Source organism: Gammaproteobacteria bacterium (assembly GCA_013151035.1).
Lineage (GTDB): Bacteria > Pseudomonadota > Gammaproteobacteria > JAADJB01 > JAADJB01 > JAADJB01.
Map to the genome: position 1 here is coordinate 1 of JAADJB010000053.1, position 23,483 is coordinate 23,483.

A 23,483-nucleotide genomic window follows, 5' to 3' on the forward strand; every position below is an offset into this window, starting at 1 on the left:
TCGAACCTACCATGCGGCTGAAATCGCTTTATATCACACGCTTGGAGCCTTACCCGTACCGGAAACCACCCACAAATTTTTCTGAGGAGGCATATCATTAAATAGGCTACCCCAATACTACCAATTAGATTATTCATCTTTCTTAACCTGTTCTGCCCAGGCAGACACTGATAAAACCCGAACAGAACCAGAGGTTTAACTTCGTTACGATTGAGACGCAACTCTAATACCACTTCTAACCATGAAATCCTCTGGAGAAACTATCCAAGGTGCTGGGTGTACCCGTGAAAGAACTATTTGAATTCGAATAAACTTCTCTGATTTACTATAAATGGGGACGGAGGGATTAAATAATAATCCCTCCGTCCCCATTTCTGAGGTAGGATTCAGCGGTTTGGGTAATCTCTGAAAACTCACGAAGAATTTTCTTATCGGCTGTAATAAGAGGAACATCAAGATATTGTGCTAAAGCAATAAACTCGCAATCATATGCCGAGCACTGGCTACTTTTGACAAGCTGCATAATATGCGCAGATGAAATTTCATATTCATGATCAGTCAGTAATTTTTCTGCTTGTTGAATGATGAGTAAAATCTCATCTATACTTAATAAATTCTTTCGTAAATATTGAGCTAGGACATTTCTGAATTCACTACGCCATAATATGGGGGCAACCCAATTAGAATCGGAAGATAACAAATCCTCACTTTGTTGAGAGCGATCACCAGAAATATACAAATAAGAAATAATATTGGTATCCACAACAATCATGGGCGACCTTCATTTTTAAAATCATTTAGTTCCTGGTCGGTAAGATTATGCCGTACCGTTTTAGCTCTTAATTTTCTGGCCATTTCAATATGTTCAGAAGCATTGATTTGATGTGTCCCAAGTGTGCGTTCTACGCAGTAAAGGATTTCGCTATTCAAGCTTCTGTGATGAACACTTGCCGCAGTTTTTAATTGTGCATAGAGGGAATCGGGTATATTTTTCAGGGTAATTGCAGGCATTTGATATCTCCAAATAAAACCAATATGGTATTATTATGGTATACAGATCAACCCATTTCAACAAAAAACCGCCTAAATTGGCGGAGAAGGTGGGATTCGAACCCACGGTCCCGGTGAAGGGACTCTCGATTTCGAGTCGAGCCCATTCGGCCAGCTCTGGCACCTCTCCATAATAATTAGGGGACAGATTTAAAATTTGCCCCCAACCCATACTACCGCCCCATTAACTCAAGAGGCAGTAATCGTTCTCCTCTACCGGAGACCGGTCAGCCGCATGGACGCAGCTGTCGAGCCTACACGCCTACATGGATGTAGGTAGGTAGAGCAATGCAGGAACAATTGCCGAGGGATGTATTCACGGCGTGTCTCTGGTAGAGGAGAACCATTACTGCCTCGAACTCACCAAGCACTGGTTTTTCAATGAAAACATCTACAGTTAACGGTATATTATACGATACACCAGTACATGAAACCTGAAACAGGCCTTATGTTAACAAAAAAACCACACCTTTTAAGCTCAAAAGAACTTTTATTTTTTGGGCTAACAATCTTATTGTCGATAGCCCTGCTCGGCTGTGAATCACGCCTGAGTCAACTGGAACAGATTAAACGCGGTGGCGAACTACGCGTAATCACCCACAATAGTGCAACCACCTATTATGAAAGCCATGATGGGTATGCTGGTCTGGAATATGACATGGCATTATTGTTCGCGCAACGTCTTGGCATCAAATTACACATGGTCATTGCCAACCATTTCGCTGACATTATCCCGTTAATCCAACAAGGAAAAGCCGACTTCGCAGCTGCTGGTCTCGCCATCACGGAACAACATCAGAAACAGGTATTGTTCAGTAGTAGCTATCAAAGCATTTCCCCACAACTGGTCTATCGTGCGGGCAATACACGTCCACAGGAACTCAATCGTTTGGACGGTACTCTGGAGATTATCAGTAATGGTAACTACATTGATCGTCTACAACATCTGCAACAGGAATATATTAATCTCAACTGGCAGGAAAATAGTGAGCTCAGTAGTGAAGAATTACTCCGCATGGTATGGGAAGAGGTGATTGATTATACCGTCGCTGACTCCAATGAGGTTGCTATCAACCGACGTTACTATCCCGAGTTGCGTGTAGCACAAGAGATTGGTGCCCCTCAGTATCTGGCATGGGCATTTGCGAAAACAGATGATCTCAGTTTGTATAACGAGGTACAAAGTTTCTTTCATGACATAAAGGAAAATGGCACCCTGGAACACCTGATTGAACGCTATTATGGCCATGTACAAAAGTTCGATTATGTAAACACCCGACGTTACCTCAACCATATTGATAAACGCCTGCCAAAATATGAGGCCATATTCAAGCAAGCCAGCTTGGATTCTGCCATCGATTGGCGACTACTGGCGGCAATGGGTTATCAGGAGTCACACTGGAACCCTAATGCACGATCACCCACCGGGGTGCGGGGCATCATGATGTTAACCCTGAACACCACGCGTGAACTGGGTCTGGATAATCGGCTGGATCCGGTTCAGAGCATTCATGGTGGACTGCGTTATCTGGAAAAGATACGCGCACGCATACCCGCACGCGTCAATGAACCAGACCGTACCTGGATGGCATTAACCGCCTATAACATCGGTTATGGCCACCTGGAGGATGCCCGTATTATCGCACTACAGAATGGTGACAATCCTGACTACTGGGTTAATATCAAAAAAAGTTTACCCTTATTAAGTCAGAAAAAATGGTATCGCCAACTACGTCATGGCTATGCACGAGGTCATGAGGCGCTGCAATATGTAGAGAATATCCGTAGTTACTACGATATTCTAGTACGCAAAACCGACGAGAAAACTGCCACCGCCTCAGCCCTGTAGCGCACTAGCATTCAACGTCTAGCCTTGAAAAAGCAGGTTAACAAACGACTACACTGATCTTCCAGTAACCCGCCCTGAATATCGAGTTGATGATTCAACGACACCTCACCCGCCAGCTCGCGCATACGTTGCGCCGTACTCACCTTGGGATCATGAGCCCCAAATACCAGACGGGCGACACGCGCATGCAACAACACCCCCATACACATCAGACAAGGCTCAAGCGTGACATAAAGAGTGGTGCCTGGCAGACGGTAATTTTGTTGCTGTGTCGCCGCTGCACGCAACGCCAGCATCTCGGCATGGGCACTGGGATCATGGGCAGAGATGGGTTGATTCCAGCCCTCACCCAGGAGTGTGTTATCCCGCACCAGAACAGCCCCGACCGGCACCTCACCCTGTGAGGCGGCATGTTCGGCTAGACTGATCGCTTGCTGCATCCAGTGATGATCCTGATCCTGTGTAGAATCTATTTCCATTTTAGACCCAACCCACCCGGTTCGACTGCTGTCAACTCATAACGGGTTATTCTACCACCACCCGCTAGCGGAATAATGATGCCCTTCGCAACCAGATCGGAAAGATCTCGGCTAGCTGTTCTGTTGGGACATCTAATAATCGCTTCATACTTTTTGGTCGTTATCCCACCGTCAAAACCCTTACGGCCTTCAGCAAACACCCGCGACACCATCCTGGCCTGGCGCTCATTCAGCTGCTCGCCCCAGGTTTCATAAAAGCGTGTCTTCGCCAGCACAAAACCCACTTCTTCCCTGGCGATTTCCTGCGCCTCGTTAACCGTGTCGGAGAAGTAATCCAGCCAGGCATTTATATCAAGACTCCCACGGCTCGCCTTCTCCAGTTGCAGAGAATAAGATTTCTTATCCGCCTCGATTGCCGTGGCAAGGCAGGCTGTGGTCGGATATCCGAGATATTGGGAAAGCGCATGATCAGTAATCGCTCTGCCAACGCGCCCATTACCATCATCGAAGGGATGGATCAATTCGAACCAGAGGTGCGCAACTCCTGCTCTAGCAATTCCTGGTAGTGCCTGATCTCCGCTCACAGGGCTAGAGTGATTGTAGTAGCCGATCAGCCTTGCCATTTCATCAGGCACCTGGGTCGCTGGCGGTGCCTCATAATGAACCTTTTCCCGTCCGTAAGACCCGCTCACAATCTGCATTGGCGAGGGATCGTTGCGGTATGCCCCACGCAGAATAGATGTGTAGCGCTGTTCAGGAATAGCCATCGACTGCCACTTGCCCAGCAGATCATGTGTCAAAGGTGCTTGCCAGTTCTTACGAACATCCACCAATAGCGAGGCTGCCCCTAATGCTTTCTGGTCTGATATATCAGGGAGCGTATCCGATGCAATCAATGCGAGCAGAGACGATCTGACCGATTTCCGATCCAGTTTCTCTCCCTCAATAGCACTGGTTTTAATTGCCTCAGAAAGCATTAAGTCTATCGTGGCATCTTCCTGATAAGCCATCGGCAGTGCCTCAAAGCGACCCATCAGACGCTCTGAGTTGATGCGAAACGCATTATCCCGGTCTTCAAACATGCGCTTGTCGTAGCGGAAGTTTGGCCAGTCAGATTGTTGCCATATCCATCTCATGGCGTGATTATAGCCCTTATTCACGCCAAATTCAGTCGTTACCCGCTTATTCCCACTCAATGGTAGCCGGTGGCTTACCCGAGATATCATAAGCCACACGCGATATATCAGCGACCTCATTAATAATACGCCGCGACACCCGATCCAAAAACTCATAGGGCAGATGTGCCCAGCGTGCGGTCATAAAATCAATCGTCTCTACGGCTCGCAGGGCAACCACATATTGATAGCGACGGCCATCACCGGTGACACCGACTGACTTGACGGGTAGAAATACAGTAAAGGCCTGGGACACCTTATCGTAGAGATTATGGTTATGGAGCTCTTCAATAAAGATATAATCGGCCAGACGCAGGATATCGGCATATTCCTTCTTCACCTCACCCAGGATACGCACACCCAGTCCCGGCCCTGGAAACGGATGACGATAGACCATGCTTGCAGGTAGACCTAGTTCAACACCTAACCGGCGCACTTCATCCTTAAACAACTCACGCAGGGGTTCACACAGCCTCAGCTTCATATAATCCGGCAGCCCCCCCACATTATGATGTGACTTGATCAGATGCGCCTTGCCGGTTTTGGCGGCGGCAGATTCGATTACATCCGGATAGATAGTACCCTGAGCTAACCACTTGGCATTAGCTAGTTTAGCCGCCTCTTCCTCGAAGATATCGACAAATAGATTGCCAATAACCTTGCGCTTTTTCTCAGGATCATCGATCCCTTTCAAGGCTGACAGAAAACGATCCTCGGCATCAACACGGATCACCTTAACACCCATGTGCTCGGCAAAGGTATCCATTACCTGATCGCCTTCCTGATGACGCAACAGACCATTATCAACAAAGACACAGGTCAGTTGATCACCAATCGCCTTATGCAACAATGCAGCAACCACCGAGGAATCCACACCCCCGGAGAGACCGAGTAGCACTTCTTCATCACCCACATCCTGACGAATACGGGCAACACTGTCATTGGCGATATTACCAGCCGTCCACAATGCCTCACAACCACAGATATCAAGTACAAAACGGCTCAGGATCTCGCCACCCTGTTGAGTATGTGTGACTTCGGGATGAAATTGCAGGGCATAAAAATGCCGTGTGTCATCAAACATACCGGCAATCGGTGCTGAATCGGTACTTGCCATCAATTTGAAACCATCCGGCATCACCGTGACATGATCACCATGACTCATCCAGACATCCAGCAGGCCATGCCCTTCTTCATTAACAATATCCTGGATATCCTTGAGCAAGGGGCTATGCCCATGGGCTCGCACCTGGGCAAAACCATACTCATGGTGGTCAGCCGCCTCGACCTCTCCGCCTAATTGACTCGCCATGGTCTGCATGCCATAACAGATACCTAATACGGGGACCCCGGCAGTAAAAATATAATCCACTGCCCGTGGTGCGGCATCTGTGGTGACTGTCTCAGGCCCACCGGAAAGAATAATTCCGTTGGGTGCAAAAGCACGAATAGTCGCTTCATCAACCTCACAGTCATGGATCTCACAATAGACCCCGATTTCACGCACCCGGCGTGCAATCAACTGGGTATACTGCGAGCCAAAATCAAGGATCAACAGACGTTGAGTATGAATATCATTGGTGTGATTTTTAGACACGATAGTTTGGCGCTTCCTTGGTGATCTGCACATCATGCACATGGCTCTCTGCCATACCGGCACCCGTTACCCGTACAAACTCAGGCTGTTCACGCATCTCGTTCATGTTGGCACAGCCGGTATAACCCATACTCGAACGCAGGCCGCCGAGCAATTGATGCACCACTGGCTGCAACGAGCCCTTAAACGGCACCCGACCTTCAATACCTTCCGGCACTAGCTTGTCAGCATCATTACCTTCCTGAAAATAGCGATCACTGGAACCCTGGTTACCGCCCATGGCACCGAGTGAACCCATGCCTCGGTAAGACTTGTAGGAACGTCCCTGAAATAACTCAACCTCACCCGGAGCCTCTTCGGTACCGGCAAACATACTACCGACCATAATCGAATAGGCACCAGCAACAATTGCCTTAGCAATGTCACCCGAATAGCGAATACCACCATCAGCAATGAGTGGCACACCCGTCCCCTGCAGGGCCTGAGCTACATTATCAATCGCCGTTATCTGCGGCACACCGACACCGGCAACCATACGGGTAGTACAGATCGAACCCGGCCCAATACCTACCTTAACCCCATCGGCACCCGCCTCAACCAGTGCCAGCGCAGCCGCACCTGTAGCAATATTGCCACCAATAACCTGCAATTCAGGATAACGCTGCTTGGTATCACGCACCCGATCCAGTACACCTTGTGAATGACCGTGCGCGGTATCAACCACAACCACGTCAACACCCGCATCTACCAGCGCATCAATACGTTCACTCGTGCCCGCACCAACACCCACAGCGGCACCCACGCGCAAACTGCCCTGATCATCCTTACAGGCATTGGGCTTATCCGAGGCCTTCTGAATATCCTTGACCGTCACCAGTCCTTGTAGATGAAAGGCATCATCAATCACCAGGATTCTTTCAATACGATTTTCATGCAAAAGCCGTAATATCTCATCACGACCCGCACCCTCATATACCGTAACCAGCTTATCCTTTGGTGTCATCACAGAGGAAATCGGATTATCCAGCCGGGTTTCAAAACGCAGATCCCGATTAGTCACAATACCGACCAGGTTCTCGCCATCGACTACCGGTACACCCGAGATAGAATGTGCCTGTGTCAGTGCCTTCACTTGTTCGATAGTATCCGTTGGAGCAACCGTAATAGGATCCTTGACCATACCACTCTCATAACGCTTGACCTTACGCACCTCAGCCGCCTGTTGCTCAATCGTCATATTCTTGTGAATAATGCCGATCCCCCCCTCCTGCGCCACGGTAATCGCTAAACGACCCTCAGTAACAGTGTCCATCGCTGCCGATATCAGAGGAATATTGAGCGTAATATTACGCGTCAATTGAGTCACCAGACTCACATCCTTGGGTAACACGGTAGAATGAGCAGGAAGTAACAAAACGTCATCAAAGGTAAAGGCTTCAGCGACAATACGCATAAGAGTTGTATCCTGTGAAATAATATTAGAAAAGGTTAATCTGCCTATTATAAGACCTGTGCGCCCAAGGGTAAATCATGGAGTGACATAAAAGTCACGCTTCTGCGGGCTATTCCACCCAAAACCCGATACTCATGGCATAATATGATGCAATCATCAAAATAATTCTGGCACACGATATGTCCAAGGATACATCAATGGTAAACAAACAACAGATTATGGCATTGATCCAGAGTCAGCAATTCCCCCAGGCTCAGAAAAAATGCGATGCCTTTTGCAAAGCCAACCCGACAGATGCTGAGGCCTGGTTCCTGCTCAGCGCCATTTGTGGTCAACTCAATGACTTTGTTCATGCCGAACAATACTGCCTCAAGGCCATTGAACTACAAGGCAACAATCCAATGGCCTGGTATAACCTCGGTGTTGCCCAACTACACCAGAAAAAATATCAGGAGGCGATCCAGAGCTTCCAGCAGACCCTGCAACTAAACCCTCAGATTGCCATGGCACACCATGATATGGGTAACGCCCTGCAACAAATGGGACAATATGAAGAGGCGCTGGAACAATATCGCAAGACCATTATTATGCAGCCAGAATTAGCCCAGGCCTGGTTTAACCAAGCGGTGACACAGCAATATCTTGAACGCCATAGTGAGGCATGCACCAGCCTGCAACAATTATTAAGCAAGATGCCACAGGCAACAGAGGGACATTTTCGTCTCGGTAACAGTTTATTTAGCCTGGGGCAATATGATGCTGCGGCTCAATCCTACCGTCAGGCCATCACACTCAAACCGGCGTATCATGAAGCTCTCAACAACCTGGGTAATACCCTGCGCCATCTGGGTCAATACGAAACTGCGCTTGACTGTTATCGTCAGGCGATCACGGGGAACTCCGATTATGCCGAGGCTTATTCCAATCTCGGTAATGCCTTACAAGACTTGGGGCAAAAAGAAGAGGCCCTCAATAACCTTGAGGTCGCAGTACGTCTAAAACCCGAACTAGCCGATGGACACTTTAATCTCGCTGTCACCTTGTCCGACAGCGGACGACTGGCGGCTGCCGAACAGAGCTATGAAAAGACCCTGGAACTTGATCCAAAACATGCTGAGGCAGCCAATAATCTGGGCAATTTATGTGTCTCACAAGGTCGCCTGCAAGAGGCCGAGTTCTGGTATTTGCAAGCTATCGAGATCCAGCCTGATTATCATATCGCCCATAGCAATCGATTATTCTGCCTCAACTACCATAGTGACTATGATGCTAAAAAAAGTCTCGCAGCGCATCAACAATGGGATCAACAACACTGTGCAAAAATCACTGCTTTTAAACATAATAAGCACCACGCTGATCCCGATAAAATTTTACGCATAGCCTACATCTCACCCGATCTATGTGCACATTCTGTCGCCTTCTTCCTTGAACCGCTGTTACAACATCACAACCCAAGCCAGGTAGAAAGTTTCTGTTATGCCAATGTAAAACATGAGGATAAAACTAGCGCCAAATTACGCGCCCATACCAAACATTGGCATAATATTTATGGTCAGGATGATGCAACAATTGCTCAACGAATAAAACAGGACAAGATAGATATACTGATTGATCTGGCCGGTCATACTGCAGGTAATAACTTGCTGACCTTCGCCTGGCAAGCGGCTCCCGTGCAGGCAACCTGGCTAGGCTATCCTAATACCACGGGTATGCAACGTATGGCCTATCGGATTACCGATGCCTATGTTGATCCTGAGGATGATAACAACCCCCATAGCGAAGAACTCATACGTCTACCCAAGGCCTTTTCATGTTACCAGCCACACCCCGATTGCCCACCGGTAGGGGACTTACCAGCAAGCCAAAAACCTCTGACCTTTGGCTCCTTCAACAACTTGGCAAAAGTAACTGATGATGTCATCAGCACCTGGGCGGCCTTGTTGCAGGCAATACCGGATAGCTCGCTGATCCTGAAAAACAAAGCACTGAGCGATGAACAAGTACGCAAGACATTTCTGCAACGCTTTTCTGAGCACGGGATCAGTAGTGACCGGATTGAACTTATTGCCTGGACGGCCTCCATGGTCGACCATATGAAGTTGTATAACCGCATTGATATCGCACTCGACACCTTCCCTTACAATGGTGCCACCACCACTTGTGAAAGTTTGTATATGGGCGTTCCTGTCATCTGTCAGTATGGCAAACAACACGCCAGTCGAGTTAGCGCAGACTTCATGCAACAGGTAGGGCTTGCTGCATGGATAGCAAAAGACACCGAAGACTATATTGCAAAGGCGCTAGAACTGGCACAGGATACCAACACGTTAGCGACTATTCGTCAAAAACTACGTCAAGACATGCTGCAATCCTCCCTCTGTGATGGTCAACGTTTTACCCACGATATAGAACAGGCCTTCAGGGATATGTGGCAATGCTGGATTAAGGAGCCCGGATAGGCCCAATGCAAAAGGCTATAAATACAAGAGATATTCTTTCCGTATCACAGCTCAACCGCCAGGCACGTGATCTACTGGAACAAGGGCTACCATTGCTATGGATAGAAGGCGAGGTATCCAACCTTGCCCGTCCAGCCTCTGGTCACCTCTATTTTACGCTCAAAGATGCCCATGCCCAGATACGTTGCGCCCTGTTTCGTAACCGTAACCGTGCTGCCAACACCCGTATCGAAAATGGTGGGCAGGTCATCGTTAAGGCACGCATTTCTCTGTATGAGGCCAGAGGCGACTATCAGCTTATTGTTGAACAGATAGAAGAAGCCGGTGATGGTGCCCTGCGCCGTGCCTTTGAAGCCCTCAAACAAAAACTTTCTCAACAAGGCCTGTTTAACGACATTCACAAACAAGCCTTGCCCACGCTACCCACCAGGATTGGTATTATTACCTCACCCACAGGCGCTGCGATTCGAGATATCCTGAGCATCCTGCAACGCCGTTTCCCATCCATTCCTGTACTCATTTATCCGGTTGCCGTACAAGGTGATCATGCCGCAGACGAGATCGCAGCAGCCATTAAACAAGCCGATCAACGGCAAGACTGTGCGGTGTTAATTATTGGTCGTGGTGGCGGTTCTCTGGAAGATCTATGGGCCTTTAATGAAGAGGTCGTAGCACATGCAATCCATCAATGTTCCATACCCATTGTCAGCGCAGTGGGTCATGAGATCGACTTTACCATCAGCGATCTGGTTGCTGATCATCGAGCACCCACGCCCTCGGCTGCCGCCGAGATTCTGAGCCCCGATCAACGCGAATGGCTGGATAAACTACAGCATATTACAGATAAGCTCTACCGTAGCTTTCAACACCACATCAACCAGTCTGCACAAAAACTGGATTGGCTGGGACAGCGCTTGCATCAGCAACATCCCGGACAACGGTTAAAGATACAGCAACAAACCCTCAACGATCAGATTCACCGTCTGACCCATGTTATTAACAATAAACTAATCCAAAATAACAACCAACTTTCATTACTGACGGCCCGTTTACAACATAACAACCCACTGGCTTTTATACATCAACAAGGCCAACGGCTACAAGCGATGCAAAAACGGCTGCAACAAACGATTAAACACAGCATGGAACAACATCAGGCGCGCTTCAAACAATGTGCTATGGCATTAAATATGGTCAGCCCCCTTGCCACCCTGACACGCGGTTATTCCATCACCAAAGACAGCCAGAGCGGTGCGATTCTGCGCGAGGCAAGCAAAATTCATATTGACGATTGTGTCGAGGTGCAACTCAAACAAGGCCGACTCTTCTGCAAGGTCGAGGGAATTAGCGAAAAATGAAAAAACAACGCTTACTTGTCCTCAGCCTGATCATATTTTTTTTCAATAACATCACCATGGCACTGGAATTACCCGAGCCACAGGTTGTCCCTGGAGGTATCGCTGTTATAAAAATAGGCTCCAGCGAAAACCAGACAAAACCTCAAACCCGGTTCAACAACAAACCGGTCATGCTCGTTCAACACAATAGTGCATGGTACGCCATCATCGGTATCCCGTTAAAAACGCCTCTTGGTCAACAGATACTGGAGGTCAAGACCCATCACACACAACGTAGTATTCCATTTATAGTCAAGAACAAGGAATACGAGGCGCAATATATAACGATAAAAAACAAGCGCAAGGTCAACCCGGAACAGAGAGACCTCAAACGCATTCATACTGAGTCCGCACGTATGCGTAAGGCATTTAATCACTTTGATGAATCGATACCACTTAATAAACTACAATTTTCACTCCCCGTTGAAGGCACCATCAGTAGTCACTTTGGTCTACGCCGATTCTTCAATAAGCAACCGAGAAAACCTCATAGCGGGTTGGATATTGCAGCGGATACCGGCACAGAGATTCAGGCACCACTTGCTGGCAGGATCATCGAGACAGGTAATTTCTTCTTTAACGGTAACACCGTTATGATAGATCATGGACAGGGACTCATCAGCATGTACTGCCATCTCAATAAGAGCCTGGTAAAAAAGGGGCAGGCGATTCAGGAAGGTGAGGTCATCGGTACCGTTGGTATGACGGGTCGGGTAACCGGCCCTCATCTGCACTGGAGTATCAGCCTGAATAATGCCCGGATTGATCCCCTGTTATTACTACCTCCCCCACAGATTCCCTAACCAGGCATTTCACCACACTCATTACAGGTTAATAAAAGTCGCTTTATTGGTATATCCTATACAATTATGCAACGACGTAATTTCATAAAACTTATCATACTGGCTACAGGTGTAACGACCCACAGGATCATCATGGCGGATAACACAGACAAAACCGTATGCAATATTGATAAAGTCGAATACTCCAAACAGGAATGGCAGCAACGCTTATCGGATGCTGAATATCAAATCCTCAGAGAAGAGGATACCGAACCCGCATTCAGTAGTCACCTGAATGAAGAAAAGCGCAAAGGGGTCTTTGCCTGTGCAGGCTGTGGTCTGGAACTATTCCATTCTAACCAAAAATATGACAGTGGTACGGGCTGGCCCAGTTTCTTTGCGGCTATCCCCTGTAATCTTGAAACCCGACTGGATTTTAAACTCATTTATCCCCGCACCGAATACCACTGTGCCCGTTGTAGTGGACATCAGGGACATATCTTCAGTGATGGCCCAAAACCAACAGGGAAGCGTTGGTGCAACAATGGACTGGCACTAAAATTTATACCTGATAAAGGGTGACTCGAATGAAACGTATATCCTATATATTGAGTTCCCTGTTATTACTTCTTATTCTAACGAGCGCACAGGCTATGGAACAAAACAAAGATACAAAGTCAATAGAACTGGCAACCTTTGCTGGAGGCTGCTTCTGGTGTATGGAACCCCCGTTCGACAAACTACCCGGTGTTATCAGCACCACATCTGGCTATTCTGGTGGAAGTGAGAAAGATCCAACGTATCAAGAGGTATCGGCAGGTAAAACCCATCATGCCGAGGTGGTACAGGTACGTTATAACCCGAGCATTATCGACTATACTAAATTACTTGAAGTATTCTGGAGGAATATCGACCCGACCAGTGAGGGACGACAATTTGTTGATATCGGTCAACAATACCGTTCAGCAATCTTTTATCATTCAGAGGAACAAAAGGCCTTGGCTATTAAAAGCCGGGATCAACTTGCCGCATCCGGACGCTTCGACAAACCTATCGTAACCGAGATCACTGCCTTCAGCCGGTTTTACCCTGCTGAGGATTATCATCAGGACTATTATCAGCACAACCCCATTCGCTACAAATATTATCGTTATCGTTCCGGTCGCGACCAGTTTTTGGAAAGGGTATGGGAGAAATAATAACTATTTTAAAACATCATGAATTTTTTCAGATTCCATATCCCTGTTTTCAAGCTCTTCAATTAGTCGTTCCATCAGATGTGGTCCCGCAGCATAGGCACGAGCAAAACCCAGTTTAAAACCGAGCGTACTAATTTTTTTGGCGAGAAATTCCAACTCTTCATCATCCAATGGCCCATGCTTACCCGATAAAACCTTACGCACTTCCTTAAGCAATTGCTTACTCATCAGCCCACCTCACACAATAAAAACCAACCTTATTAAAAGAGACCTTTGCACCATAGAGGCGCAAAGGTCTCTAAAAATTATAGCACCACTTACTGCTTTTTCTACCAGAATTTTATAACTAAACCGAGGGGTCAATCCTCACGCCCCTGCCTGCTACGTTTTAGCGGTTTACGTCGCTTCTTCTTATTATTAGCGGACTTATTATGTAAACCGGTATGCTGGGTACGAAAAGATTTCTTGGGGTTCGTTTTTCTTTCATCATTACTTCCTGTTCCCTCCGGTTGCCAGAGTGGAATCAAATGCCGTTTGCCATTACCGATTAAATCCTCACGCCCCATCTCACGCAAGGCCTCACGTAATATCGGCCAGTTATTCGCATCGTGATAACGTAAAAAGGCCTTATGCAAACGACGAATACGCAAGCCCTTGGGGACTTCCACTTCACCACCCTCGCGGTGAATCTTGCGCAAGGGATTCTTGCCGGTATGATACATCGCCGATGCGGTTGCCATCGGTGATGGTAGAAAAGTCTGCACCTGATCTGCACGATAACCATGCTGCTTTAACCAGATTGCCAGATTCATCATATCTTCTACACTCGTACCCGGGTGCGCAGCAATGAAATAGGGAATCAAATATTGTTCCTTACCTGCCTGTTTAGAAAAACGTTCAAACATCTCCCGGAAACGATAATAACTATCTACTCCCGGCTTCATCATCTTACTTAATGGCGCATCCTCGGTATGCTCCGGGGCAATTTTCAGGTAGCCACCCACATGATGAGTGACCAGTTCTTTAACATATTCCGGTGAACGTACAGCCAGGTCATAACGCAGACCAGAGGCAATAAAGACCCGTTTTATCCCCGGTAATTCACGTACTCGCCGATACAGACTGATTAATGGATCATGGTTGGTGCCCATATTGGAACAAATATCAGGGTAGACGCAGGATAAACGCCGGCAGGCCGATTCAATCTTTTTGCTCTTGCACGCCAGGCGATACATATTTGCCGTTGGCCCACCTAGATCCGAGATAACCCCGGTAAAACCAGGCACCGTATCACGAATCTGTTCAATCTCACGAATAATGGATGCCTCTGAACGATTCTGGATAATCCTGCCCTCGTGTTCGGTAATCGAGCAAAAGGTACAACCTCCAAAACAACCCCGCATAATATTGATCGAGAAACGAATCATCTCATAAGCAGGGATATTTACACCGCCATAGGCAGGATGAGGCTGGCGTGTATAAGGCAACTCGAAGACCTGATCCAACTCCTCGGTGCTTAATGGAACAACCGGTGGATTAAGCCATACATAACGATTCCCATGCGCCTGAATCAGGGCACGCGCATTGCCCGGGTTTGTTTCCAAGTGCAAGACCCTGGAGGCATGAGCATACAACACACGATCGTGACATACCGTCTCAAATGAGGGAATACGCAAGACACAACGTTGACGATCCAGACGCGGGCGTTTTTGAAAACGAACAATAGTTTGATCTGATTGATTATCCGCTGGCGCGGTATGACTCGATACTGGCTCCGCATAAGGATCTGTATGTGAATCAACCCTACCGGGTTCATCAACCTCGCTTGAATCCAACTCTGTCCACCCGGTCGGAACCTCATTACAGGTATAGGCCGTACCCCTGATGTCAGTTAAATCGGACACCAACTCCCCTGCGGCAAGACGATGGGCAATCTCCACCACCTGTCGTTCCCCATTGCCGAACACCAGTAAATCCGCTTTGGCATCAATCAAGATCGAACGTCTAACCTTATCTGACCAGTAATCATAATGTGCAATACGTCTAAGACTGGCCTCAATCCCTCCGATAATAACAGGCACACCCTTACACGCCTCACGACAACGCTGAGCATAAACCAGTACCGAACGATCAGGACGTTTACCCGCCTTTCCACCTGGAGTGTAGGCATCATCCGAACGCACCTTGCGATCTGCCGTGTAGCGATTAATCATGGAATCCATGTTGCCCGCTGTCACGCCAAAGAACAAATTAGGAACCCCTAGAGCCTGAAAATCATCCACCGATTGCCAATCCGGTTGAGCAATGATGCCCACACGGAAACCCTGCGCTTCCAGCACCCGACCAATCACCGCCATACCAAAACTGGGATGATCGACATAGGCATCACCCGTTACCAGAATAATGTCACAGGAATCCCAGCCCAGTGCATCCATATCAGCACGGGTGGTCGGCAATACTGAAGCAACACCAAAGCGTTTAGCCCAGAAGGAACGATAGGAAAACAATGCTTTAGTATCAGACATGGGGTAACCGATCAAGAAGCCCCTGAAAACAAATTATTTTCAGGGGATGATATAAGAATGGTGCCGGAAAGAGGAATTGAACCCCCGACCTTTTCATTACGAATGAACTGCTCTACCGACTGAGCTATTCCGGCATGGGTGGGGATTATAACAGGCATACGGGATCAAGTCTTGACCCCATTTTACATTTTATACTGGTAAATAAGGTGTCACATCCAGAATGGGTTCCCGACCCAACAGCTGATCAACCAGCAAGTGCGCCGAGGCATAACCCATCACCACACCATTCCTGAAATGGCCGGCATTAATATACAGGCCATCGATACCAGGATGTGGTCCGACAAAAGGCGTGCCATCGGGTGATGCCGGGCGTAAACCGGCCCAATGTCGTTCGACTGGATAATTAGCCAGTGCAGGAATCATTGCCGTAGCAACCGCATATAATTCCTTACGCGCAGACTCACTAGTACCCTTATCAAAACCAGAATCTTCCATCGTACTACCGATCAACACACGACCATCACAACGGGGGATCACATAACGATCATGATGCAGGACGATACGCTGCAATACACTCGGTTCAGCCTTAAACAACAACATCTGTCCTTTGATCGGATAGACATCAAGACTCAAGCCCGTACCATTTAACACCTGCCCACTCCAGGCGCCACTGGCAATCACCACCTGCTGCGCAGCAAGGCGCTGACCGTCAACCCTGACCCCAAGAATTCGATCACCCTGTATATCAAGACCATTAACCTCACTCTGACAACGGATCTCCACCCCCATAATCTGCAAGGTTTTACGCAAGGATTTCAGTAAACGTGGATTACGCAACTGTGCAATCTCCGGTAACCAGATACCTGGCGCACGCACCTCCGCCAGGGCGGGCTCACATTGACGTATCCCTGCGTCATCCAGGATTTTCATCCGCACATCAAATTGCTGTGCCCAGTTTTTTGCCTGTTCAGGATCACCCCCCTGAATCAGTAGCCCACTCTTTACCCATTGCGGATCAATCCCGCTTTTATCCCTTAGATAATCGGCAAATACGGGGTAATGCAACTGACTCCAGCGAGCCAGTTCAGAGACAGCCTGCGGATAGCGCCACGGGTGCAGAGGCGATAAAATACCACCACCTGCCCATGAAGACTCCTGACCAGGCTCATTACGCTCAAGCACTAAAACATCCATACCGGCAAGCGCCAATTCATGTGCTGTCAATAACCCGATCAGACCAGCACCCACCACAATACACGTCATTACATACCTTCTTTCACTATCATTTCGAAGAGCTTTTGGTGCGTGGTACGCACCCTACCATATTATATTAACACCGAAATGCAATGGATTCCCGCCTGCGCGGGAATGGCAGTCTAGCGATTTAATAACCGCTAGTCTGAAAAAACACACCGATCATCGGTTTTTACTAGCATACATACACAGGCTGCCCTATAACTCACACATGCACAAAAACTATGGATTTACACTCGTTGAACTTATGATCACTCTAGTGATCGCCGGTATCCTGTTAGGACTCGGAGTACCCGCCATGCAAAGCTTTGAACAAAACAATCGTATTACCTCACAGGCCAACAACCTGGTATCGGCACTACAAATCACCCGCAGTGAGGCAATCCGCAGTGGCAGTCGCACGACTATCTGTAGTAGTGATGATGGTCTAAGTTGTAGTGCCAGTAATGACTGGTCAACGGGTTGGATGGTCTTTGCCGATGGTAGCACTGCAGGCACTAAAGATAGCACCGATACGATTATTCAGGTCTGGTCCAGTCTCAGTGGTGACAGTACATTATCGGGGTCAGCCAGTAATATTCAATACCTTGGCACTGGATACCAGGCAACCGCCAGCACCCTTTCATTCATCCTGACACGTCCATACTGTAGTGGTGATCAAATCCGTACCATCACTGTTAACCCACAGGGTCGCCCTTACACCAAGACTCATACCTGCCCATAAATTATGAAGAATAACCTACACAAACAAAATGGATTCAGCATGACCGAGGTTCTGGTTACCGTTGTTATCCTGTCGATTGGACTATTAGGCATCGCTGGCCTGCAGGCCACGGCACTTAGAAATAATCATAGTGCTTACCTGCGCACTCAGGCTACGCTGCTTAGTTATGATATAGCAGATCGTATGCGTGCCAATATGTCTGCAGTCAATGGCGGCTCCTACAATACACCTGCCGCTGCCAGTGTGGCATCCTGTTCCACTGTAGCCGGCTGCAGCTCTGACCAGATGGCACAGAATGATGCCTGGCAATGGCGTCAGGAGGTTGCCTCTTTATTACCCAAGGGAGTGGGTATAGTTTGTCTGGATAGTAGCCCCGATGATGGTACTGGTGTCGCTGCTCCCGCCTGTAGTGGTGGCGGCAGTATCTATGTCATCAAGATCTGGTGGGATGATGATCGCAGTGGCAACCTCAAACGTTTTGTGATGAGTTTTCAACCATGAATAGAATACCCGCAATAAAAAACCAACACGGATTGACCCTGGTCGAGGTCATGATATCCATCACCATCAGCCTGATCCTGCTGGCAGGCATCCTCCAGATCTTTGTTGGTACAAAACAGACCTACCGGGTACAGGAGGCCATATCCAGGATACAGGAGAATGGTCGCTTTGCTATGGATTTTCTGGCCAGAAATGCACGCATGGCCGACTTCTGGGGTTGCAACCGGGATATGTCAAACTTTAATAATCTGCTTAATCCTGTCAGTGCGGGCTATATCGACTTTATGGGAGGTGGTGTGGATGGCACTGATAACACCGGACTTAATGGTTCCGATACACTGATCATACGTGGTGCCATTGGTAGTGGAATCATGGTCGAGACACCCTACATGAATACCAACGCAGCCAATATCAAGGTCAACGCAAATAATGGACTACAGCAAAATGATGTCGTTGCCATTAGCGATTGTAAGATGGGTGACATCTTCCAGATCACCAATGCCAACCCCAACACCAGTGGTACCGTGGTACACAATACCGGAACTGGCAGCATTGGCAACGCCACTAAAAACCTCTCTACCGTCTATCAAGGCGATGCCCAGATCTATATCGCCCGCCAGTACTCCTACCAGATCGCAGCAGGTAACAGTGGTGAACCCGCTCTGTTCCGTAGCACTAATGGTGTCAATGAAGAATTAGTGGATGGCATTGAAAATATGCAGATCATCTATGGCGAAGATACCGATGGCGATGGTTCTGCCAATTATTATGTATCCGCTGGCAGTGTTGTTGATATGAATAATGTTGTCAGTGTACGCATCTCACTCATGGTGCGTAACCCGGATGACAAGATCACGGATGCAGGGCGCACCTATAGCTATATGGGTAATACCTTTAGCGCACCTGATCAACGTCTGCGCAAGATATTCACCACAACCATCACCATTCGTAACCGCGTATAGAGAATAACCATGAATACAACACCCACTCAAGCACCCGGTAATAAAAAACAGCAAGGCGCGGTATTGGTTGTAAGTTTGATGATTCTGCTGGTGATGACCCTGCTCGGTCTATCCAGTATGCAAGGCACCATCCTGGAAGAAAAAATGTCCGGTAATATGCGTGATCGTAACCTGGCTCTTCAATCTTCCGAGGTTGCCATGCGTGACGGCGAGACCTTTGTTAATAACATCGTTAACACCAGTCAATTTAATGACACCGAGGGGCTCTATGCCTTAGCCACATCCGACCCGGACTACTTCATTTCAAACACCTGGGTCTCTGCTAGAACCTACTCCGGAACTATGCCTGCGGTAAAATCACAACCGCGTTATGTCGTTAAACATGTCGGTGATATCAGTGGTGCCGGTGGCTCAATTAATATCGGTGGTTACAGTGATAAACCCGTTGGCGGTAATGTAACCACCTTCCGTATCACCTCAAGAGGTACCGGGGGGCGTGATACGACCCAGGTATTATTACAAACCCATTATGGAAAACGTTTTTAGTGTGCTTGTCAGGAGTTAATTATGAATCTATCTTATAAAATATTACTACTTACAACAGGCCTATCCTTACTTGCCTTTAATCAGGCAATAGCATCACCGGGCACCTTGAGCGAAAGCCCATTATTTTTACGCACCAGTTCAGAAGCCAATATTATGATGGTACTGGATGATTCTGGCAGTATGGACTGGGAGATTGTATCAAAGGATTACAACTTCAATGCTCTGTTCACAGGATCACAGCCCGATGGTAGTAACCCAACCAGTTCTGGCAACATAAAAAACCGCGACAGTAATGATAGTGGTACAGCAAATTGTAGTATTAACAGCGGTACCTTCACAGGATATACCTATGGTGTTGAGTTTGGTAGTAACACCTACGGTGATAATAGCTCTGATTGTAATACAGCTGATGATGAGGCATGGCGTTTCCGCAACAGTGTTTTTAACCCCCTGTATTTTGACCCTAACAAGACCTACGTGCCCTGGTCTGGCGTTGATATCTCTGGTAATCCATTTACCGATATTAATATCACTAATGCCCCGGATAACCCCTATAACCCTGGTGAAACCATTAACCTGACAGTTAATAATTCAAACTGGCTGGGTGGCACCAGTCGTGGCACCTCGGATCGAGATAGTGATGGTACCTTTGACGGCTTTCGTTACTACACCTGGGTCGATGCTGATAGCGATGGGCTATTTGATAACGGTGAAGAAACCGAACATCAGATCAAGAACGAATCGGCAACGACTCAACAGAATTTTGCTAACTGGTTCAGTTATTATCGTAGCCGTGAATTTCTCACCAAATCATCCTTTGGTCTGGTCATTGCCTCTGCCGAGAATGTCCGTATTGGCCTGACCACGATTAATAACAATGCGGGACGTGTTGCCATCCAACCCATGAATGCTGATCCTGCTAGCGGAGCCAAGCGCGCCCTACTGGATAGACTCTACTCCATTAACTCATGGTCTGGAACACCCTTGCGCAGTACACTGTACAATGCTGGTCGCTATCTGGAATGTAAATCCAATTCCCTGTTCACCTCCTGCCCTGCTCTTTCACAGGCCGATGGCGGTGAGTGCCAACAAAACTTCAGCATACTGATGACCGATGGTTTTTATAATGGTCATTTCCACCTGGGCAACCAGGATGGTGATAATAACACCCAATGGGATAGCGGCACCTCGGGTCCCTTTGGTGACCCTTACTCTGATACTCTGGCTGATATTGCCATGAATTTTTATGAGAGAGATATCCAGACCAGTCTGAATGATATGGTGCCCATCAAAGCCGGGGTTGATGAAGCGGATCACCAGCACGTCGTTAATTACAGTATTGCCTTCGGTACCACAGGGACTATTTCAGCCATGCCCACCAATACCACATCCCCTTTCACCTGGCCCAGCCCCTGGGCAGGTAATCTACAAAAAATTGATGATCTGCGCCATGCCGCCTATAACAGCCGTGGGCTTTTCCTTGATGCCGAGGACCCCAGCACACTAAGTTCAGCCCTATCTGAAATGGTTGAAGACATCGCTGACCGTACCGGTAGTGCGGCAGCTGTAACCTTTAACACCGGTTCACTGGAAGCCAACAGTATGGTCTACCTGGCACTGTTCAATTCTAATCGCTGGAGTGGTCAGTTACTCGCCTATGCCCTTGATGGTAACACCGGTGATATCAATAGCATCGCAAGCTGGGATACAGCCACTGAATTAAACAACCGTAACCTGGCAGTATCACCCCGCGTCATCCTGACCCATGATGGTAGTACCGGCATCCCCTTTCAGTGGGCCGACCTGGCAAGCACACAACAAGGTGACCTCAAGACCAATCCAGCGGGAGGCACCGACAGTAATGTCATTGGCGAAGCACGCCTTGACTTTATACGCGGTGATCGTAGCAATGAAGGCAGTGGTCTTGGTTTCAGGATGCGTAGCAGTCGTCTTGGTGACATCATTCATTCTGCCCCGGTCTTTGTCGGTGAACCGGAGGTTAACTGGCCCGACGATTCACCCTTCCCCAGCAGTTCGGGCGGGCAATATTCTGACTTCAAAACCACCTACGCCACCCGTGCTGGTGTCATCTATGTGGGTGCCAATGATGGGATGTTACACGGTTTCCGATCTGATACAGGTCAAGAGGTACTCGCTTATATCCCCAGCAACATGTTCTCCAGCAGCACCAATGATGGGATGCATTACCTGACAGATCCCGCCTATAGTCATCGTTATTATGTCGACAACTCCCCGGTTATCAGTGATGCCTTCATTAAAACCGCCTTAACCGGGAGTGCCAAGTGGTCCTCCATATTGTTAGGTAGCGAACGTAGTGGTGGTCGTGGCATGTTTGCCCTGGATGTTACCGATCCATCAACATTTACCGAGGCTAACGCATCAAAGATTGTCATGTGGGAATTTTATGAGGCTGATCTGGGCTACACCTACAGTAAGCCTGTTGTCGCCTTGATGAACAATGGTAAATGGGCTGCCATCTTTGGCAACGGCTACAATGATACCGGTGCTGGTAGCGCGCAATTATTCGTGCTGTTCCTTGAAGGTGGCCTTGATGGTGTCTGGACATACGGCACCGACTACATAAAGATCGACACCAAGGTTGGAACCTCCAGTGACCGTAACGGTATTGCTGGCCCTGCCGTGATTGATACCGATGGCAATGGCACCGCAGATCGTGTCTATGCAGGCGATCTCAGGGGTAATCTATGGGCCTTCGATCTAAGTAATGCGACACCATCCAACTGGGCCTCGGTATTCAAGACTGGATCGACACCCAAGCCCATGTTTACCACACCCACCGGACAGCCGATTACCAGTACCCCCGAGGTAGCTCCTCATCCAACAGAGGTAACAACCGCTAGCAATACCCCCAATGTTCTGGTCTATTTTGGTACCGGCCAATATCTGGTCAGTAGCGACAGCAGCACCACCACTGGACAGTCCTTCTACGGGGTCTGGGATGGCGGCAAGGCCAATCTGACCCGCAGTGATCTGATAGCCCAGACCTTCGCTGCTGGCAGCCCATCAGATGCCCGTGTACTATCCAGTAACAGCGTACCTTACGATGCCAATGGTGGTTCAAAACGCTATGGCTGTTATTTTGATCTACCCGATTCAGGAGAGCGTGTCGTCACCGATCCTGTCATCCGTGGTGACTACGTCTATTTTAACTCGATGGTGCCTTCAACTGCGATTTGTACCAGTGGTGGTTATGGCTGGCAGATGTCAATCAAGATCGAGAACTGTGGCCAACCTGATGATGCTGTCTTTGATTACACCGGTGATAATATTGTCGATGCATCCGATCTGCTCAATGGTAATGCCCTGTCCGGACAAAAATTTAATGAAGGCCTACCCGCGCAATCATCCTTCCTCGGCGATAAACAATATACCCCGGGCACCGATACCGGTACCGGTGATGAAATTGTCGCCAAAACAGTAGAAACACTGGGTGGTGTCAACACGGGTCGTCTTTCCTGGGAAGAACTCTCTAAATAAAGGTAGAAACAA

General features: G+C 48.1%; 20 protein-coding genes and 2 tRNA genes. 11 read left to right on the top strand and 11 right to left on the bottom strand.

Translation table 11 applies throughout. The features are described from left to right. Positions 1–346 precede the first annotated feature (346 nt). The 3 genes from GXP22_11200 to GXP22_11210 form a co-directional block, all read right to left on the bottom strand. A complete protein-coding gene (locus GXP22_11200; GenBank protein ID NOX10028.1) occupies positions 347–772 on the bottom strand; it encodes a type II toxin-antitoxin system VapC family toxin in 426 nt (141 codons plus the stop codon). Further along, positions 769–1,011, bottom strand: coding sequence for an Arc family DNA-binding protein (locus GXP22_11205; GenBank protein ID NOX10029.1), 243 nt, complete (start codon positions 1,009–1,011; stop codon positions 769–771). Before GXP22_11205 ends, GXP22_11200 begins: the two co-directional genes overlap by 4 nt. A 78-nt stretch (positions 1,012–1,089) precedes the next feature. Next, a tRNA-Ser gene (locus GXP22_11210) sits at positions 1,090–1,180 on the bottom strand. A 318-nt stretch (positions 1,181–1,498) separates the two neighbouring features. On the opposite strand from GXP22_11210, the gene mltF reads away from it, so the two are divergent. Next, complete coding sequence (gene mltF, locus GXP22_11215; protein NOX10030.1) at positions 1,499–2,899, top strand: membrane-bound lytic murein transglycosylase MltF; 1,401 nt, start codon at positions 1,499–1,501, stop codon at positions 2,897–2,899. 11 nt (positions 2,900–2,910) lie between these two features. On the opposite strand, the gene tadA is transcribed toward mltF, so the two are convergent. Genes tadA through guaB form a run of 4 tightly spaced genes read right to left on the bottom strand, consistent with a single transcriptional unit; the run spans position 2,911 to position 7,603 of the window. Then, entirely contained in the window at positions 2,911–3,378 is a 468-nt protein-coding gene (gene tadA, locus GXP22_11220; GenBank protein ID NOX10031.1) for a tRNA adenosine(34) deaminase TadA, read from the bottom strand. Beyond that, positions 3,369–4,574 carry a Fic family protein gene (locus GXP22_11225; protein NOX10032.1) on the bottom strand — a complete coding sequence of 402 codons (1,206 nt, stop codon included), beginning with the start codon at positions 4,572–4,574 and terminating at the stop codon, positions 3,369–3,371. Before GXP22_11225 ends, tadA begins: the two co-directional genes overlap by 10 nt. Beyond that, positions 4,561–6,183: a glutamine-hydrolyzing GMP synthase gene (gene guaA, locus GXP22_11230; protein NOX10033.1), complete on the bottom strand. Its 1,623-nt coding sequence runs from the start codon at positions 6,181–6,183 to the stop codon at positions 4,561–4,563. The genes GXP22_11225 and guaA overlap by 14 nt, the downstream gene beginning before the upstream one ends. Then, complete coding sequence (gene guaB, locus GXP22_11235) at positions 6,143–7,603, bottom strand: IMP dehydrogenase (protein ID NOX10034.1); 1,461 nt, start codon at positions 7,601–7,603, stop codon at positions 6,143–6,145. The genes guaA and guaB overlap by 41 nt, the downstream gene beginning before the upstream one ends. A gap of 179 nt (positions 7,604–7,782) precedes the next feature. Between guaB and GXP22_11240 the strand changes: the two genes are divergently transcribed. From GXP22_11240 to msrA, 5 genes are all read left to right on the top strand, one after another. Next, positions 7,783–10,062, top strand: a complete 2,280-nt coding sequence (locus GXP22_11240; protein NOX10035.1) for a tetratricopeptide repeat protein — start codon at positions 7,783–7,785, stop codon at positions 10,060–10,062. Between the two features lie 5 nt (positions 10,063–10,067). Further along, positions 10,068–11,420 (top strand): exodeoxyribonuclease VII large subunit, encoded by a 1,353-nt coding sequence (locus tag GXP22_11245; protein ID NOX10036.1) that lies wholly within the window; start codon positions 10,068–10,070, stop codon positions 11,418–11,420. Next, on the top strand, positions 11,417–12,262 hold the full coding sequence (locus GXP22_11250) for a M23 family metallopeptidase (protein NOX10037.1): 846 nt from the start codon (positions 11,417–11,419) through the stop codon (positions 12,260–12,262). The genes GXP22_11245 and GXP22_11250 overlap by 4 nt, the downstream gene beginning before the upstream one ends. 66 nt (positions 12,263–12,328) lie before the next feature. Next, entirely contained in the window at positions 12,329–12,823 is a 495-nt protein-coding gene (gene msrB / locus GXP22_11255; GenBank protein NOX10038.1) for a peptide-methionine (R)-S-oxide reductase MsrB, read from the top strand. Positions 12,824–12,828: 5 nt separating this feature from the next. After that, complete coding sequence (gene msrA / locus GXP22_11260; GenBank protein NOX10039.1) at positions 12,829–13,440, top strand: peptide-methionine (S)-S-oxide reductase MsrA; 612 nt, start codon at positions 12,829–12,831, stop codon at positions 13,438–13,440. A 3-nt stretch (positions 13,441–13,443) separates the two neighbouring features. Here the strand turns inward: msrA and GXP22_11265 are convergent, their stop codons facing one another. The 4 genes from GXP22_11265 to thiO form a co-directional block, all read right to left on the bottom strand. Continuing rightward, complete coding sequence (locus GXP22_11265) at positions 13,444–13,668, bottom strand: hypothetical protein (GenBank protein ID NOX10040.1); 225 nt, start codon at positions 13,666–13,668, stop codon at positions 13,444–13,446. A gap of 131 nt (positions 13,669–13,799) precedes the next feature. Beyond that, positions 13,800–15,965, bottom strand: a complete 2,166-nt coding sequence (locus tag GXP22_11270; protein ID NOX10041.1) for a YgiQ family radical SAM protein — start codon at positions 15,963–15,965, stop codon at positions 13,800–13,802. A gap of 58 nt (positions 15,966–16,023) precedes the next feature. Then, positions 16,024–16,099 (bottom strand) — tRNA-Thr (locus GXP22_11275). A 55-nt stretch (positions 16,100–16,154) separates the two neighbouring features. After that, positions 16,155–17,228: a glycine oxidase ThiO gene (gene thiO / locus GXP22_11280; GenBank protein ID NOX10042.1), complete on the bottom strand. Its 1,074-nt coding sequence runs from the start codon at positions 17,226–17,228 to the stop codon at positions 16,155–16,157. Positions 17,229–17,466: 238 nt separating this feature from the next. Here thiO and GXP22_11285 point away from each other — a divergent pair, with 238 nt between their 5' ends. Genes GXP22_11285 through GXP22_11305 form a run of 5 tightly spaced genes read left to right on the top strand, consistent with a single transcriptional unit; the run spans position 17,467 to position 23,471 of the window. Beyond that, the gene (locus GXP22_11285) at positions 17,467–17,943 is read left to right on the top strand and encodes a pilus assembly protein (protein NOX10043.1); all 477 of its coding nucleotides are present in this window, start codon (positions 17,467–17,469) and stop codon (positions 17,941–17,943) included. A 39-nt stretch (positions 17,944–17,982) separates the two neighbouring features. Next, a complete protein-coding gene (pilV, locus tag GXP22_11290) occupies positions 17,983–18,444 on the top strand; it encodes a type IV pilus modification protein PilV (protein NOX10044.1) in 462 nt (153 codons plus the stop codon). After that, positions 18,441–19,406, top strand: coding sequence for a prepilin-type N-terminal cleavage/methylation domain-containing protein (locus GXP22_11295; protein NOX10045.1), 966 nt, complete (start codon positions 18,441–18,443; stop codon positions 19,404–19,406). Before pilV ends, GXP22_11295 begins: the two co-directional genes overlap by 4 nt. Before the next feature lie 9 nt (positions 19,407–19,415). Continuing rightward, complete coding sequence (locus GXP22_11300; GenBank protein NOX10046.1) at positions 19,416–19,952, top strand: hypothetical protein; 537 nt, start codon at positions 19,416–19,418, stop codon at positions 19,950–19,952. Positions 19,953–19,973: 21 nt separating this feature from the next. Next, complete coding sequence (locus GXP22_11305; protein NOX10047.1) at positions 19,974–23,471, top strand: hypothetical protein; 3,498 nt, start codon at positions 19,974–19,976, stop codon at positions 23,469–23,471. Positions 23,472–23,483: the final 12 nt, after the last annotated feature.